The following is a 15,258-nucleotide window of genomic DNA, read 5'->3' as shown; positions in this document are numbered from 1 at the left end:
GGGTGGCTTTCAGTGGGCCGAAAGGGAAAGTTCGACATGGGGGCGCCAGACCTCGTCACAAGCCGTGTCGCAGACCTGAGGGGCGCCGACGATGACACGCGCGGCGGGCGCACCACGGGCCAGCAGCGCGTCGCGCACGGCGTTGGCGCGGGCCACGGCCAGCTGGGTCAGCGCCTCGCCGCTGACCGTGTAGCTGCCCAGCAGCAGGCCGCGCATCTGCTCGGGCGGCAGGTCCTTGGGCAGGCCAAGCAGGTTCTTTGGCTTGTTCGGCAGGGTGCTGGCCTCGTACAGGCGCTTCAGGCTGGCTTCGGCCGTGGGTGCGGTCTCGGCTTTCAGCGCCTGCGCCAAGCGCTGCTCGCGGATGGCCTGGCCTTCGGCGGCGATGCCGGCCCAGCCGATCAGCATCAGCTGTACCCCGGGCTTGTCGACCAGCAGCTTGGCGACACGGTCGAGCTTGGACGCGTCGCCCAGCTGGGCACCGCCGGGCGCGAACGCGACCTGGGCGGCTTCGGGCGCGTCACTGCCGCTGAACAGCGCGAAGGGCGACGTCAGCGCCTTGCCGAAGAGGTTCAGGACCAGCTTCCACACCAGTCCGCCGACGCTGAACTCGGGGTCGTTCAGCGAGCCGCTGACGGGCAGGTCGACGTCGATGACGCCATTGCTGTCCTTCAAGAGCGCCACGGCGAAGCGCACCGGCAGCGTCGTCGCGTCGGGGCTGTCGACGCGCTCGCCCAGGCTGAGCTGGTTGAGGATGATCTGGTTGCTGGCAACCAGCTGACCGCCCGGCTCGACCTTGTAGCGCAGCTTGGTCGACAGCTTGCCGCGCTCGATCACATAGCCGATGTATTTGGCGGCATAGGGCGACAGCGGCGCCAGCTCGATGTCGGTCGCGTTGGCGGCCACGTCCATGGCCGGCGGTGAGCCCGGCTTGAGCTGGCCGTCGATCTCCAGCACGCCGGTGCCGGCGACCTTGCCGCGCACCGTCAATGGCGCCATCAGGGGGCTGGTGGATGAGAAGGCGCCGAGCGAACCATGCAGTTCGGACAGCCGCGCGCTGTAGTTGGGGCGCACGAAGCGGTCATTGAAATCGACCAGACCGCGGTTGACGCGGATGCGCTCGACCGCGATCTCAGGCTGCGGCGCCTTGGCGATGGCGGCGGCCGAAGCCGCTGAAGCGGCAGCCGAGGCCGCCGCGGCCTCGGCGGGGCCGATGTCACGCAGGTTGAAGCGGCCCTGCTCGTTGACGATGAGGCGGGCATAAGCGTCGTCGAGCTGGGCGTCCTTGACGGCCAGCCGCAGCGGCGCGCCGGGCGCCAAGGCCAGCTTGACGCCGTCAAGCTGCAGGGATTGCCAGCTCATCAGGTCTTCACCGATGACGCGCTGGCCATCGACGACGCGGGCCTGCAGCAGCGCCAGCGGCCCGACGCGTACATCGCCACCCAGATCCGTCTGCCAGCCGCCGCCCGCCTGCTGGCTCGCGTTGAAGTCAGCCTTCAGCCCCAGCTCGGCGCGCTGCAGCTGCAGGCCCCAGGCAGGGTCGAGGTAGGCGTTGAGCAGATGGACCGGCAAAGCTGCGGCCTGCACGCTGCCGATGACTGACAGGGGCGACAGGCCGACGCGGCCACTCCATTGGAGGCTGCCGGCGCTGTCGGCGATGGGCTGGTCGTTGGGGCCGACGGCCACGAGCTGGGCCGCCAGTTGGGCCTGCACCGGCGCTGCGGCGGGCCAGGTCAGCGCAGTGGTTTGCAGGCGCAGGGGCTCGATGGCCAGCGCCACCGGCGCCACGCCGCCTTGCACCGCGGCGTCGTGCCAGCGGACCGCGCCGCGCTCGACGTTGAGCGCGGCGAGCCGCAGTTTCCAGGCGGGGTTCGCCACGGGCGCAGGCGCGGACGCCGCACTGTCGGGCGGCAGCAGCGCTGCGATGTTCAGCTGGCCATCGGCGCCACGCGCAAGTTGGGCACGGGGAGCGTCCAACGTCAGCGCGCCGAGGCTGACGGTCCGGGTCGCGGGCTCGACGCTGGCCTTGTCAAGCCGAGCCAAAGCCAGCGTCAACAGCCGCGGCGCACCGGGCAGGCTGAGGCGGGCATTGCTGATCTGCGTCTCGGTGAGCGTCAACTGGGCCCGATCGGCCGCGCCATCGGCCAGCGGGTTCATCACACTGAAATTGGCCTTGGTGGACACGCCGGCCGCCAGCCGCGCGCCGGCTGGCAAGGGTAGCCAGGCAGCCAGGCGTTCGGCGGCCAGGTCGACAAGTTCGGCGTCAGCCTGCAGTAACTCGGGCGACAGCTTGACCTGCGTTGTCAGCGTCGCATCGTCCAGGCGCAGGCTGCCGTCGAGCTGTGCTGGCGCCTTCAATGGCCAGGCGGCCCCGCCAAGTTTGAGCTGGATGGCGTTGAGAGTCAGATCCCGGACGGTGAAGCGGCCGTCGCTGACCTGCAGGCCGGTCAAACTGAATTGCCAGGGCTGCGTGGCGCTCGGCGCTGGAGCGACGCTGGGTTTGCCCGCCGGCTTGTTGGAAGCGAGCGGCCTCAACGTGGCGCTGGGCGACTCCAGCAGGATTTCCCCCAGGCCCATCCGGCGCTTGAAGGGCTGCACGTCGACCAGCGGCAGGCTCAGCCGCTTGAAGCCGAGCATCGGCTGACCATTCGGCTGGGTCAGCGCCAGGTCGCGCAGTTGAACCTGGCCGCTGAGCTTGACGCCCGGCGGGCCCTTGGCCTGCTCGGCGAAGTCCACAGCCAGGTCGACGTCGAGTTGGCCGGTGGAAAGGCGCAGCGGCAGGCTGGTCGGCACATAGGCGCCCAGCGGCGCGAGGTCGAGGCCGGCCAGCTTGAACGACAGCCGCGCGCTGACGTCATCGGCAAAGGGCAGCGCCTCGGCGCGGCTGTCGAAGGCGACGCCGTCAAGCCTGCCGCTCAGATGCGGCTGCACGGTGACCTTGACGTCCGATTCAAGCGTCGACACGAAAGGCAGGGCCAGTTGCAGGGCAGCCAGTTCATGCTTGCGCTGCACCGGACGGTCGTCGAAGAAGACGCGCCCATCGGTCAGCTCGACGTTGTAGACGGCGAACTCAACCGGATCCCCGTCGGGGACGCCAGGCTTTGCGGCAAAGCGCTGGATCAGGTCGTCGATGTCATAACGACCTTCGGCAACACGGGCCAGGCGCAGCACAGGCTGGGTCAGCGCCAGTGATTCGACGACAAGGCTGCCGCGCAGCAGCGAGCGAAGCGATAGAGCGGCGTCGAGCTTGGCCAGCGTGAACAGGGGCGGCTGGCTGGGTGCCTGACCATCGATGCGCAGGTCGTCGATGACGACCGCCAGCCGCCAGGGTTGGAAATGCGCCTGCTTGATGTGCACCGGCCGCCCGAGCGTCTCGGTGGCCAGCGTCACCCCGCGGCTGGCGATCCAGCCGGGCAGTGCCAGGGTCACGAACACCAACAGCAGCGAGACCAGGGCCGACAGGGCGACCAGGGTCCAGAGGGCGATGCGAACAGGGGAACGGGGAGCTGTCTTCACGGCGGACGCATTATTGATGTGGGCGATGATGCCGGCGGTGAGCCTCGCCCTTGACTATTCCGGCCTGAAGACCTTGCTGCTGGCGGCCGCCCTGCCCCCGGCACCCATGCTGCTGCTGGCCGTCTGGGGCGCCTGGCGGCTCCGGCGCGGCCGGCGCTTTGGTGGGCTCTTGCTGATTCTTGCGCTTGCCGGGGTGTGGCTGTCGGGCACCGAGGCGGCCGGCGAGCTGCTGAGCCGGGCCGCCGGCCAGCCGGCGCTGCTGAGCCCCGGCCAGGCCGATGCCTTGCGCGGCCACACGGATGGCGCGGTGCTGGTGCTGGGCGGTGGGGTCAGGCGCCACGTGCCGGAATTCGGCGCCGGTGCGCCCACTCGCATCACGGCCGAGCGCCTCGCCTATGGCGTATGGCTGGCGCGGCGCAGCGGCTGGCCGCTCGCGTTTTCGGGTGGCATCGGCTGGACAGCGACCGAATTGCGCCAGCCCGAGGCCGACATCGTCGCCCGTGTGGCCGCGGAAAACCACGGCCTGCCGCTGCGTTGGGCCGAAGCCAGTTCAAGGGACACGCGCGAGAACGCCACCCAGACACTGCCGCTGCTGGCGAAGGCCGGCGTGAAGCAGGTCATCCTCGTCACACACGACGCGCACATGCGCCGCGCTTTGCGCGCCTTCCAGGCGGAGGCGGCCCCGCTCGGTCTGCACGTGCTGCCGGCCCCCGTCGGCTTGAGGGACGACGCGCTGAGCAGCTTTGACGACTGGTGCCCGTCGGTCGAGGGCTTTGCGCGGGTGCGCTATGTCGTCTATGAAACGCTGGCTTGGTGGGCAGGGCGCTAAGCCCACCGGAAAGTAGAAACCCCGCCGGGCTTGAAGGCCGGGCGGGGTTGGGTGGCTATGCCACCTTGGGGCTCGACGGCAATCTGCCGAAGGGCTCCTGGCGCGCAAAGATTGCGCCAGAGGTTTTGCCTCAAAAGGCAGTCAAACAGTAGGCGAGCCCGCAGCCGGGTTCAAGAAGAGTTGCCCGAATAGCGCTTCAGCCCGGGCCGTGACCTCAGGTGGCAGGCTGATACCGCGCCCCCATTCACGGCTGGTTTCGCCGGGCCACTTGTTGGTGGCGTCGAGGCCCATCTTGCCGCCCAGGCCGCTGATGGGCGAGGCGAAGTCGAGGTAGTCGATGGGCGTGTTGTCGACCAGCGTGGTGTCGCGTACCGGGTCCATCCGCGTCGTGATGGCCCAGATCACTTCCTGCCAGTTGCGCGTGTCGATGTCGTCGTCGACGATGACGATGAACTTGGTGTACATGAACTGGCGCAGGAAGCTCCAGATACCGAACATCAGCCGCTTGGCATGGCCGGGATAGGCCTTCTTGATGGAGACGACGGCCATGCGATAGCTGCAGCCCTCGGGTGGCAGGTAGAAGTCGACGATCTCCGGGAACTGCTTCTGCAGGATGGGGACGAAAACTTCGTTGAGCGCGACACCAAGAATAGCGGGCTCATCCGGCGGCTTGCCGGTGTAGGTCGAGTGGTAAATCGGGTTGCTGCGCTGGGTCTGGCGCGTGATCTCAAAGACCGGGAACCAGTCCTGCTCGTTGTAGTAGCCCGTGTGGTCGCCAAATGGCCCCTCCAGCGCGTGCAGATAGCCGCCCTTTTCCTTGAGCGGCACGCCTCGCTCGCTCAAGCCTGTGTACCCCGCGGAGGCGGGCGGGATATGGCCCTCCAGGACGATCTCCGCCGACGCGGGCGCTTGCAACGGCGGGCCTTTGCCGACGCCTGTGTTGACCAGTTCCGTTCGGGAGCCGCGCAGCAGCCCGGCGAACTGGTACTCCGACAGGCTGTCGGGCACCGGCGTGACGGCGCCAAGAATGGTTGCAGGGTCCGCGCCGAGAGCCACGGCGATGGGAAACGGCTCGCCGGGATGGGCCAGCGCATGGTCGCGAAAGTCCAGCGCACCACCACGGTGCGCGAGCCAGCGCATGATGACTTGGCGAGGCCCGATCAACTGCTGGCGGTAGATGCCAAGGTTCTGGCGAGTGCGATTCGGCCCGCGGGTGATGACGAGACCCCACGTGATCAGGGGGGCTGCGTCGTCCGGCCAACAGGTCTGGATGGGCAAGCGGTTGAGGTCAATGTCGGAGCCTTCAAACACCTCCTCTTGGCAGGCCGCCCGACGCTGTACCGCCGGCTTCATGTCCCACAAAGCCTTGACCATTTGCAGCAGCTTGCCGGCGTCTTTCAAACTCTTGGGCGGGTCGGGTTCCTTGAGGCTGGCCAGCACCCGGCCGACATCACGCAAATCGGCCAGAGAGTCAGCGCCCATGCCGAGTGCGACGCGACGCGTTGTCCCGAAAAGATTGGTCAAGGCAGGGGTCGAGTGCCCTGTCGGCGCCTCGAAAAGCAAGGCCGGACCGCCGGCTCGCAACACACGGTCGCTGAGGGCCGTCATCTCCAGGACCGGCGAGACTTTTTCACGCACGCGTTTGAGTTCCCCCAGGCCTTCCAGGCCTGCGATGAAGTCCCTCAAGTCGCTGTATTTCATAACCAAAAGTAGTTTAGAAGACGGCAAACGGCCTTGACGGGTTATCTTAGGCCCATAAAATCCGTCGCTTCGGGTTTGTACTAGAGCCCAACCGGCCAGGTCATCTTGGCGTAGCAGCGCCGCAGACCAGCGCTTTCGGTCGGGAAATTATCACTGTCGCCGCATCTCGCCACCGTTCTACGACGACGGCGGCGAGGTGCGGCGGCGATTCAAGGAGTCGAATGACGACACGTCAAGACTTGATGAGCCTGGCTCGCCATACGCACCTGTCGGTGTCGCTGTTCGTCAAGGACATCGGCAACGGTCTGCTCGTGGTCAGCCACAACACGCTTGCCCTCGTCGGCTTGGCGGTGGTGGCCGTGCTGCTGGTGTTTTCAAGCCAGGCAGGTCTGCGTGAAAAGCTCGAGTCCGCCACGCTGGGTTGGCTCAACGCCCGCCACGAGGCGCGCGCGGAGGCCGAAGGCAATACCTTGCTTGCGGCTGCCGAGCCCGACGCCATCGCGCGCGCCACCGCGACCGATCCGCGGGATCTCAGCCGCCAACAGTCGGCAGTGGCCCATTGGCTTGCCCGCCGCTACAGCGTGGCGCCCGAGCCGCTCAGCCGCCTTGTGCAGGAGGCCTGGGCTGTCGGCCAACGCGCCAAGGTCGAGCCGACGCTGATCCTGGCCATCATGGCCATCGAATCGCGGTTCAATCCTTTTGCGCAGAGCCCGGTCGGCGCCCAGGGCCTGATGCAGGTCATGACCCGCGTTCACGATGACAAGTACGAAGCTTTCGGCGGCACGCTGGCGGCGTTTGACCCGGTGACGAACCTGCGCGTCGGCGTGCAGGTCTTGAAGGAATGCATCCAACGCGCCGGCAGCCTTGAAGAAGGCCTCCGCTATTACGTCGGTGGCGCAAACCTGGAGGAGACCGGCTACACGGCGCGCGTGCTGGCCGAGCACGATCTGCTCCGTGCTGTCGCTTCCGGCCGCAGCGTGCCAACCAACACCATCGCGCGCCCGCCGCTGCGGGAAGCCGCATCGGCACCCACGGGTGGCGATTCAGAGCAGGTTGCCCTGCTGCGCTGAACTACACTGAGCGCTCACGCGACTGGCGATCAAGGGCACGAGCTGCCCCGAGGTGGGACACCACCGGGGAGCGTGAGGCGGTTGCCATCACCGCTATCAGCCGTTCGCCTGGGCAGCCTTGACCTCACGCCAGCTCGTAGAGCGCCAGGGATTCACCGCCTGACCTTCGGAACACCAGCCATGTTTGACCGCAACACCTCCACCCTCGCCCTGGTTGACCCAGAACTTTGGACCGCCGTCCAAAACGAGAACCGCCGCCAGGAAGACCACATCGAGCTGATCGCCAGCGAGAACTACACGTCTCCGGCCGTCATGCAGGCCCAAGGCAGTCAGCTGACGAACAAATATGCCGAAGGCTATCCGGGCAAGCGTTACTACGGCGGCTGCGAGTACGTCGATGTCGTCGAGCAACTGGCCATCGACCGCTTGAAGCAACTCTTCGGCGCCGAGTTCGCCAACGTGCAGGCCAACTCCGGTTCACAGGCCAACCAGGGCGTGTTCTTCGCCCTGCTGCAACCCGGCGACACCATCATGGGCATGAGCCTGGCCGAAGGCGGCCACCTGACCCACGGCATGGCACTGAACATGAGTGGCAAGTGGTTCAACGTCGTCAGCTATGGCCTGGACGCGAACGAAGCCATTGACTACGACGCCATGGAAGCCCTGGCCCGCGAGAAGAAGCCCAAGCTCATCATTGCCGGGGCATCGGCTTACTCGCTGCGCATCGACTTCGAGCGCTTTGGTCGCATTGCCAAGGAGATCGGCGCCTATTTCATGGTCGACATGGCGCACTACGCCGGCCTGATCGCCGCTGGCGTCTATCCGAACCCCCTGCCGCATGCCGACGTGGTGACGTCCACGACGCACAAGAGCCTGCGCGGCCCGCGTGGCGGCATCATCCTGACGAACCGCGAAGACATCGCCAAGAAAATCAACTCGGCGATCTTCCCCGGCATCCAGGGCGGCCCGCTGATGCATGTCATCGCCGGCAAGGCCGTAGCTTTCAAGGAAGCGCTTACGCCGGAGTTCAAGGCCTACCAGGAGCAAGTCGTCAAGAACGCCAAGGTGCTGGCCGAGACGCTGATCGAGCGCGGCTTGCGCATCGTGTCCGGTGGCACGGAAAGCCACGTCATGCTGGTTGACCTGCGTCCCAAGAACCTTACCGGCAAGGAAGCCGAGGCCATCCTGGGCGCCGCCCACATGACCTGCAACAAGAACGGCATCCCCAACGATCCGCAAAAGCCGATGGTGACGAGCGGCATCCGCCTGGGCACGCCGGCCATGACGACGCGCGGCTTCAAGGAGGAGCAGGTGCGCGCCACCGCACACCTGATCGCCGACGTACTGGACAAGCCGCATGACGAGGCCGTTCTTGCGGTCGTACGCGAGAAGGTCGCCGCGCTGACGGCAGCCTTCCCCGTTTACCGCGGTTGAGCCAATTCGACCGTGCGTTGCCCGTTTTGCTCTCACACTGAAACCCAGGTCTCCGAGACCCGGGAGTCGGACGAGGGCGACGTCATCCGCCGGCGCCGCCGCTGCCTGTCCTGTGACAAGCGCTTCACGACCTATGAGCGAGCCGACATCGCCCTGCCCTCGGTCGTCAAGAAGGACGGCCGACGAGCCGATTTCGATTCGGCCAAGCTGCGCGCCTCCATGCAGCTTGCTCTGCGCAAGCGGCCTGTCAGCGTCGAACAGATCGACGCTGCCATCAACCGCATCGAGGAAAAGCTGCTGGCCAGCGGTGCACGCGAGATCGCATCGACGCGTGTCGGAGAACATGTCATGCGCGAGCTCAAGCGCATCGACAAGGTCGCCTACGTCCGCTTCGCGTCGGTCTACCGCAGCTTTGAAGATGTCGACGAGTTCCGTCAGCTGATCCGCGAGATCTGACTCGGGGTTTCCCTATCCCTCCAAAGGGGGAGCCGCGGGGGATGCGGCCACCCCTCTCCCCCATCGTTCCGCCTTTCGGGTGAAAGACGCGGAGCGACCCGCTTCCTAAAGTTCGTTCCATCAACAACGAACCGAGGAAGCGCCATGAACCGCACCGCCAACAACCGTCGCAACAGCCGTGGCTTCACCCTCGTCGAACTCTGCGTCGGCGTTGGCATCTGCGCCACGCTGCTCGGCCAAGCGATACCCGCCCTGGGCAAGCTGCAGCAGGAGCAAAAGCTGCGAGCCAGCGCCCAAGCCCTCGGCGCCGATCTGCGTCTCGCGCGCAGCGAGGTGGCGCGTACCGGCAACTCCGTCTTCTTCCGCGTCAGCGGCAAGGGTGCCAACGCCTGTTATGTGCTGCACACCGGCGCAAAGGACGACTGCGACTGTGCTGGCGGCAAGGCCGTCTGCAAGAACCCCGATAGCGAGATCATCAAGGCTGAATGGCTGGCTGCCAACCAGCCCGTGCGCATCAGCAGCAATGCCGAGACGCTGGAATTCCAGTACCGCCAGGGCTTGGTCACGCAGACTGGCAGCATCGAACTGCGCTTGGACCAGGGGCCAGCCCTTCGCCAAGTGGTGGCCATCACAGGTCGGATCCGGACGTGCTCGGTCGGCGCCAAACTCGGTAGCGTCGCCAAGTGTTGAGTCCCTCATTTATGGTGTCTGCCGACAAGCGGTAGCTTCACTCCGATGAGCGGCCATGCGCTTACGAGTTGGAACAGATGACTGCCGAGAATCCGTCAATGTCCCTTGTTCGACTCCAGCGATACCGCGGTTTTACCCTGATCGAACTGATGGTCGTCGTTGCCATCGTCGGCATCTTGGCGGCCATCGCTTATCCGGCATACACCTCACATGTGCAACGCAGCCGGCGCGCGGATGCCGCCACGCTACTTTCGGCCGTGGTGCAGGCGCAAGAGCGCTACCGAGCCAACCAAAGCGCCTATGCAGACACGTTGACAGCCCTGGGCATCACGGCCAGCACAATCTCCAGGCACTATGACGTCACGATTACCGGCGTTGGGAACCCGGCCAGTTTGACCACAGGGTACGTCGCAACGGCAGCTGTGTTGAGCACGAGCCCCCAAAGACATGACGCGAAATGTGCGTCACTTGGCGTGCAGGTTGATGGCGCGACGATGACATATGTCGCTGCCGACTCCGGCGGGAATGTGAGTTCAACTGACTGTTGGCCGCGATGATCATGAAGTTATTTCGCGCACCTAGTCTTGCGGGCCGGTCAACCGGAGTCGGATTGGTTGAATTATTGATTGGCGTGGCAATTGTTGGAATTCTTGCCGCAGTAGCGCTACCGTCGATGGCCGATTTTATAGAGCGGCGACGCGTCGTGGCCGTAGCGGGCGAGGTGAGTAATATCATCGCATTTGCCAAGGCGGAAACCAATGTCATTGCCAGGGCCGTGAGCGTTCATATGGAAAACGGCGCCAGCAAACAATTGAGTTGCATTGCGGTAGTTACGCAGGCGAACGTTCCAAATTGCAAGTGCTACAACCCTCCTTCTCAGATTTGCACCGCCGCGGCGGGAGGATCCAAACTGCTACGCCTGTTCCAGGTGCCTTATGCCGACGGTGTTGAATTTTCGGCCAGGGCAACAAATTGGGGCCCGGCACACGAGGTCATGGGCTTCAATCGCGCCAACCGCCTTCAAGCTGAGAAGGACGTTCAAATCTCGGTCAAGGGCCGGCGCACGGGCGTCGAATTGCGAATCGATATCAACGAAGCCGGTCGTGCGACGGTGTGCTCCAAAGTGGGTCGCCTAGGAGGGTACCCAACATGTGTGTAATGTTAAGTCGCCGGGTCACGCAGCGAGGCCTTAGTCTCGTCGAGTTGATGGTGGGAATCACCATCGGGCTCATTGTGGCCGCAGGCGCCTCGATGGTGGCTGTCAACCAAATCAACGAGCACCGCCGCTTGATGCTCGAAGTGCAGGTTCAGCAAGACCTGCGAACGGCTGTTGACATACTGCAGCAGGATATGCGACGGGCTGGTTACCGGGGCTTGGCGCAGTATTCTGTTTGGCAACCTGCCAGCGGCGTTGGCACGCCGTTCGAAGTGCCTGCGCGGGCCGCGAGTGCCAGCCCCTATGCCAGTACCGCAAGAAGCGATACCACCGGCAGCCGAGAGTTCATGTATAGCTACGCTCGCTCGTCAACCAATAAGTCTGATATTCCGTCGAGCAATGATTTTTTTGGCATCAAGTGGGATAAGGGAAGCAAAGTTCTGTATCTGCAACTCGGGACAGGTAATTGGCAGCCCATCACCGATCCTGAATCAGTCAAGATTGTTGACTTCGACATCAACGTTGCCACCAAGGCAACAGATTTGACTGACTTCTGTGAATGCCCCACGGCCGGATGTCCCGCACCGCCACAACAGCTAGTGCGAAGCGTGTCTTTCACGATCAGGGGTCAGGCTAATCACGACCCCAACGTCGTCAGAACCCTGAGGGGCGTTGAGCGGATCCGCGCCGACGAACTCACAGGAACCTGCCCGTGAGCGCGATCTCCTTGTCACGAAGCGTCAGACCTCAGCGTGGTGCGGCAACGCTTGTCGTCGTCATGGTGCTGTTTCTCATCATGGCGCTGCTGGCCGCGTACGCCAATCGCACCATGATGTTCGAGCAGCGCATCTCCGGCAGTTACTTCCGGGCGAGCGTCGCTCAGGAAGCGGCCGAGGCTGGCCTTGAGTGGGGCATCGCGCAATTGAATGGCGAGGCCATCAACGCGAGTTGCGAGCCGGATGCCACGGGTGGGACCCGTTTTGTCGACCGCTACTTGAGCATGTCGGCAGCAGACCGGAGCATCAAACACAGTGGCGCGGTCCCCGCTACCGAAGCGACGCTGGCGGACTGCACTCGCAACGGAAATGGCTGGACATGCCGCTGTCCAGCGATCGGCGCATGGGCTGCGCCGGCACCGGCGGCGGGAACAAGCATCACACCCAGTTTCGGCATTCAAATTGAAAAGGCCGACAAACCTGGTTTGCCCTCCGGTGCCGGCACCGTGTTGCTAAGAAGCATTGGATGTACGGACAGTGTCGTCTCTGCTTGTGCAAATGCAGAGTTAACCAGCAAGGCTGCACAGGGCGTGATCGCTCACCAAACACTGGTGGCACTCGTCAGTGCCGTGCGCTCCCCGCCGGCTGCGCCGCTTGTCGTGAAAGGCGACGTGACGGTTAGCGGTACGGGGCTGGGCTTGCACAACACCGACGCGCGTTCAGCCGGATCGCTTTATGCCGTTGGAGGGGTTGTCACAGGGTTCAATGAAAGCCGGCTCAGCAGCGTGCCCGGAACGTCCCCAAGCCAGGCTCGCATCGCCGGCGACACCACTCTTTCAATGTCCCCGGATGTCTTCCAGATGTTTATGGGCTCCACGAAGGCGCGCTACCTCCAGCATCCCTCCTTGCGGCAAGTGACCTGCAACGGTGACTGCACAGCGACGCTGGCAGCAGCCTACACAGCGGGCAAACGAATCATTTGGGTTGACGGTGACATGGCCATTCAGAGCAGTCAGACACTGGGCAGCGCTTCGGACCCCATGGTCATCATTGCCAAGCGTGACATCACGCTCAGTGGAGGCTTTCAATTGAATGGCATGCTCGTGGCAGGCAGGCATGTCAACTGGACCAACGCGAGCGGTGGCTCCATGATCGTCGGCATGTTGCTGGCGGAAGGCAATGTGGTCACCGATGGCGTCATGGACATCGTCTACCAGCCGGCCATTGCCGACCAGTTGCGCAACAGGGTGGGCAGCTTTGTCCGCGTGCCGGGTGGTTGGACTCCGCTGAACCGATGAAGAACGGACCGCAACGATGACGCCCGCCATGTTCTCGCTTCGCCGCTCTCGCCAGCGCGGGGTGACATTGATCGAAGCGCTCGTGGCGCTGATGGTCATGTCCTTCGGCATGGTCGCGCTCGTCACGCTGATGGGTAACCTTCGCCGCAGCGGAGACGTTGCCAAGCAGCGCAGCGAAGCCATGCGGTTGGCCCAGGCAGACCTGGCGCAGGTGCGCTCGTTCTACACGTTGACAAAGCCAAACCCGGCCAACACCGCCGAGTTTGATTATGAAAACGACATCGGGTCGGATGCCTGGTCTGAAACTGTGCCCGACTCCAACACCACGTTCGCCATCTCGCGAAACGTCAGCCAATTGACGGCGGGCCGCGAGATCTCGGCTAAATCGGTTCAGGTCACCGTCACCTGGAAGGACCGCGCCGCCAAGTCGACAGACGGGTCGCAGTCCCTCGAGCTGTCCACGCTCGTCGCGCGCGTCGAACCGGCATTTTCCGGCGCGCTCAGCATCGCCCCGCCGCCTGGTGGCATTCGCCAGCCGCAGGACAGGCATGCGGCCATTCCGTCGGGTGCCGCCGACCTTGGCAACAAGACGAGCGCCTTTCGTCCGAGCGGGCTCGCCAATAACGTGTGGGTGTTCAGCAACGTCACCGGCTTTGTGACCCAGCTTTGTTCCATCGCCCCGGCTACGGCTTTGACGTTGAGCAACGTCGCGGCCGCCGGATGCACCAACGCGCTGGGCTTTCTGGTCAGCGGCACGATCAACTTCTCCAGCACCAATCCTGCCAATCCCGCTGCGCCCGAAGCAACCGCGCTGCCGCTCGACCTGACCATCACCGGCGGCACCTACACGGTCCCGCAGCTCTCCAACGGTCAATTTGTCAGGGATGCGAACGGCAACGTGGTCATGGACCCGGTCACGGTGGTGGCGCCGACGTCGTACCAATGCTTTGACGACGCCCCCGGCACATCCCCTGCAACGCAGCCCTTCGTCAACTACAGCTGCGTCGTCTTTCCGGCCGCCGCCACGGTGCCTACTTGGTCTGGCAGCCTGCAAATCACCGGCTTGAGCATCGGAACGACCGCAAGCGACTACCGCGTTTGCCGATACAGCGCCGACTACAACGGCAACGGCAGCCTTTTCGTGAATGACCGACTGGTGTGGGACAACTTCGAGCATCCCGCGACCTACGCGCAGGTCACCGGCTCACTGCCCCGCCAGAACTTCCTCGTGGTCAAAGGCGACGTGAGCTGCCCCACTGCCCCCGCAGTCAACTTGAGCACGGGCGTGTTCGCCGACTACTCGACCGTCCAACTGCAGCCCTGACCGCTCGCTAGACTGCCGGCATGAATTCGCCTGCAATCGCGGCGGCGCTACGCCGAGCGCTGTCATTGGCTGAACAGGCCATCGGCCTCAGCGACCCCAACCCCCGCGTCGGCTGCGTCATCCTCGCCGCCGACGGCAGCGAACTCGGTGCGGGCCATACCCAGGCGGCCGGGCAAGCGCATGCCGAAGTGATGGCCTTGCGAGACGCTGCGGCGCGCGGCCACGACGTCCGCGGCGCAACAACCATCGTCACGCTGGAACCCTGCTCCCACCACGGTCGCACGCCACCCTGCTGCGACGCCTTGATCAGTGCCGGCATCGCCCGCGTCATTGCGGCCGTCGAAGATCCGAACCCCCAGGTCGCCGGACAAGGCTTGCGTCGCCTGGCAGGCGCTGGCATCCAGGTGGAACTCGCAGACTCAGCGGCCGCAGATGCCTCACGCGAGCTCAACATCGGCTTCTTCTCGCGCATGCAACGCGGCCGCCCCTTCGTGCGGCTGAAGTCGGCGATCTCGCTCGACGGCCGCACGGCCCTGCCCGACGGCCGCAGCCAATGGATCACCGGCGAGGCTGCTCGCACCGACGGCCATGCCTGGCGCAAGCGCGCCGGCGCCGTGCTGACGGGCATCGGTACCGTGTTGGCCGACGACCCGCGCCTGGATGTGCGCCTGGTGCCGACAGCCACACAGCCTTTGCGCATCGTGCTGGACCCACGGGGCCGCATGCCCGCCTCAGCGCGCATCCTGCAGGCGCCCGGCGAGGCCCGTGTCATTGGCTCTGGCCGCGCAGACCTGACTAGGCTGCTGGCCGAACTCGGCGCCGACGGCATCAACGAACTGCATGTCGAAGCCGGACCGACGCTGTCGGGCGCCTTCCTGAACGCCGCCCTGGTCGATGAGCTTCTGATCTACCAGGCGCCCATGTTGGTGGGCGAAGGTCGCCCGTTGGCCCTGCTCGCACCCTTGGCCCAGCTTGGTGACGCTCGCCGCTGGCGCCTCGTCGAGGCCACACCCGTCGGCCAAGATCTGCGCCTTCGCCTGCGTCCAACCTAGGGTCGCCACCTACAATCGC

At 65.0% G+C, this 15,258-nt stretch carries 13 protein-coding genes and 1 riboswitch; of the genes, 11 read left to right on the top strand and 2 right to left on the bottom strand.

Translation table 11 applies throughout. The features are described from left to right. Positions 1 to 9 precede the first annotated feature (9 nt). Positions 10 to 3,513 (bottom strand): DUF748 domain-containing protein, encoded by a 3,504-nt coding sequence (locus ASC81_RS20355; protein WP_056271166.1) that lies wholly within the window; start codon positions 3,511 to 3,513, stop codon positions 10 to 12. Positions 3,514 to 3,550: 37 nt separating this feature from the next. On the opposite strand from ASC81_RS20355, the gene ASC81_RS20350 reads away from it, so the two are divergent. Further along, complete coding sequence (locus tag ASC81_RS20350; protein WP_162245939.1) at positions 3,551 to 4,342, top strand: YdcF family protein; 792 nt, start codon at positions 3,551 to 3,553, stop codon at positions 4,340 to 4,342. A 141-nt stretch (positions 4,343 to 4,483) separates the two neighbouring features. Here the strand turns inward: ASC81_RS20350 and ubiD are convergent, their stop codons facing one another. After that, on the bottom strand, positions 4,484 to 6,043 hold the full coding sequence (ubiD, locus tag ASC81_RS20345; RefSeq protein WP_056271160.1) for a 4-hydroxy-3-polyprenylbenzoate decarboxylase: 1,560 nt from the start codon (positions 6,041 to 6,043) through the stop codon (positions 4,484 to 4,486). A 221-nt stretch (positions 6,044 to 6,264) separates the two neighbouring features. On the opposite strand from ubiD, the gene ASC81_RS20340 reads away from it, so the two are divergent. From ASC81_RS20340 to ribD, 10 genes are all read left to right on the top strand, one after another. Beyond that, complete coding sequence (locus ASC81_RS20340; RefSeq protein ID WP_056271158.1) at positions 6,265 to 7,113, top strand: lytic transglycosylase domain-containing protein; 849 nt, start codon at positions 6,265 to 6,267, stop codon at positions 7,111 to 7,113. Between the two features lie 8 nt (positions 7,114 to 7,121). Next, a riboswitch (ZMP/ZTP riboswitch) is annotated at positions 7,122 to 7,234 on the top strand. Between the two features lie 59 nt (positions 7,235 to 7,293). Further along, entirely contained in the window at positions 7,294 to 8,547 is a 1,254-nt protein-coding gene (glyA, locus tag ASC81_RS20335) for a serine hydroxymethyltransferase (protein ID WP_056271155.1), read from the top strand. 12 nt (positions 8,548 to 8,559) lie between these two features. Continuing rightward, positions 8,560 to 9,003, top strand: coding sequence for a transcriptional regulator NrdR (gene nrdR, locus ASC81_RS20330; RefSeq protein WP_056271154.1), 444 nt, complete (start codon positions 8,560 to 8,562; stop codon positions 9,001 to 9,003). 144 nt (positions 9,004 to 9,147) lie between these two features. Further along, positions 9,148 to 9,693 (top strand): GspH/FimT family pseudopilin, encoded by a 546-nt coding sequence (locus ASC81_RS20325; RefSeq protein ID WP_056271151.1) that lies wholly within the window; start codon positions 9,148 to 9,150, stop codon positions 9,691 to 9,693. A gap of 98 nt (positions 9,694 to 9,791) precedes the next feature. Continuing rightward, on the top strand, positions 9,792 to 10,250 hold the full coding sequence (locus tag ASC81_RS20320) for a type IV pilin protein (RefSeq protein WP_056271148.1): 459 nt from the start codon (positions 9,792 to 9,794) through the stop codon (positions 10,248 to 10,250). Further along, positions 10,247 to 10,852, top strand: a complete 606-nt coding sequence (locus tag ASC81_RS27155; RefSeq protein ID WP_156392325.1) for a Tfp pilus assembly protein FimT/FimU — start codon at positions 10,247 to 10,249, stop codon at positions 10,850 to 10,852. Before ASC81_RS20320 ends, ASC81_RS27155 begins: the two co-directional genes overlap by 4 nt. Then, positions 10,843 to 11,565, top strand: coding sequence for a prepilin-type N-terminal cleavage/methylation domain-containing protein (locus tag ASC81_RS26700; RefSeq protein WP_082536680.1), 723 nt, complete (start codon positions 10,843 to 10,845; stop codon positions 11,563 to 11,565). The genes ASC81_RS27155 and ASC81_RS26700 overlap by 10 nt, the downstream gene beginning before the upstream one ends. Next, positions 11,562 to 12,863, top strand: coding sequence for a PilX N-terminal domain-containing pilus assembly protein (locus tag ASC81_RS26695; protein WP_156392323.1), 1,302 nt, complete (start codon positions 11,562 to 11,564; stop codon positions 12,861 to 12,863). Before ASC81_RS26700 ends, ASC81_RS26695 begins: the two co-directional genes overlap by 4 nt. Before the next feature lie 16 nt (positions 12,864 to 12,879). Next, entirely contained in the window at positions 12,880 to 14,187 is a 1,308-nt protein-coding gene (locus tag ASC81_RS20305) for a prepilin-type N-terminal cleavage/methylation domain-containing protein (protein ID WP_056271140.1), read from the top strand. Positions 14,188 to 14,207: 20 nt separating this feature from the next. Next, positions 14,208 to 15,239: a bifunctional diaminohydroxyphosphoribosylaminopyrimidine deaminase/5-amino-6-(5-phosphoribosylamino)uracil reductase RibD gene (gene ribD / locus ASC81_RS20300; RefSeq protein ID WP_056271139.1), complete on the top strand. Its 1,032-nt coding sequence runs from the start codon at positions 14,208 to 14,210 to the stop codon at positions 15,237 to 15,239. Positions 15,240 to 15,258 lie beyond the last annotated feature (19 nt).

Origin of the sequence: Pelomonas sp. Root405 (assembly GCF_001425165.1) — a bacterium.
GTDB lineage: Bacteria > Pseudomonadota > Gammaproteobacteria > Burkholderiales > Burkholderiaceae_C > Pelomonas.
This window is presented reverse-complemented; position numbering and strand designations above follow the sequence as displayed.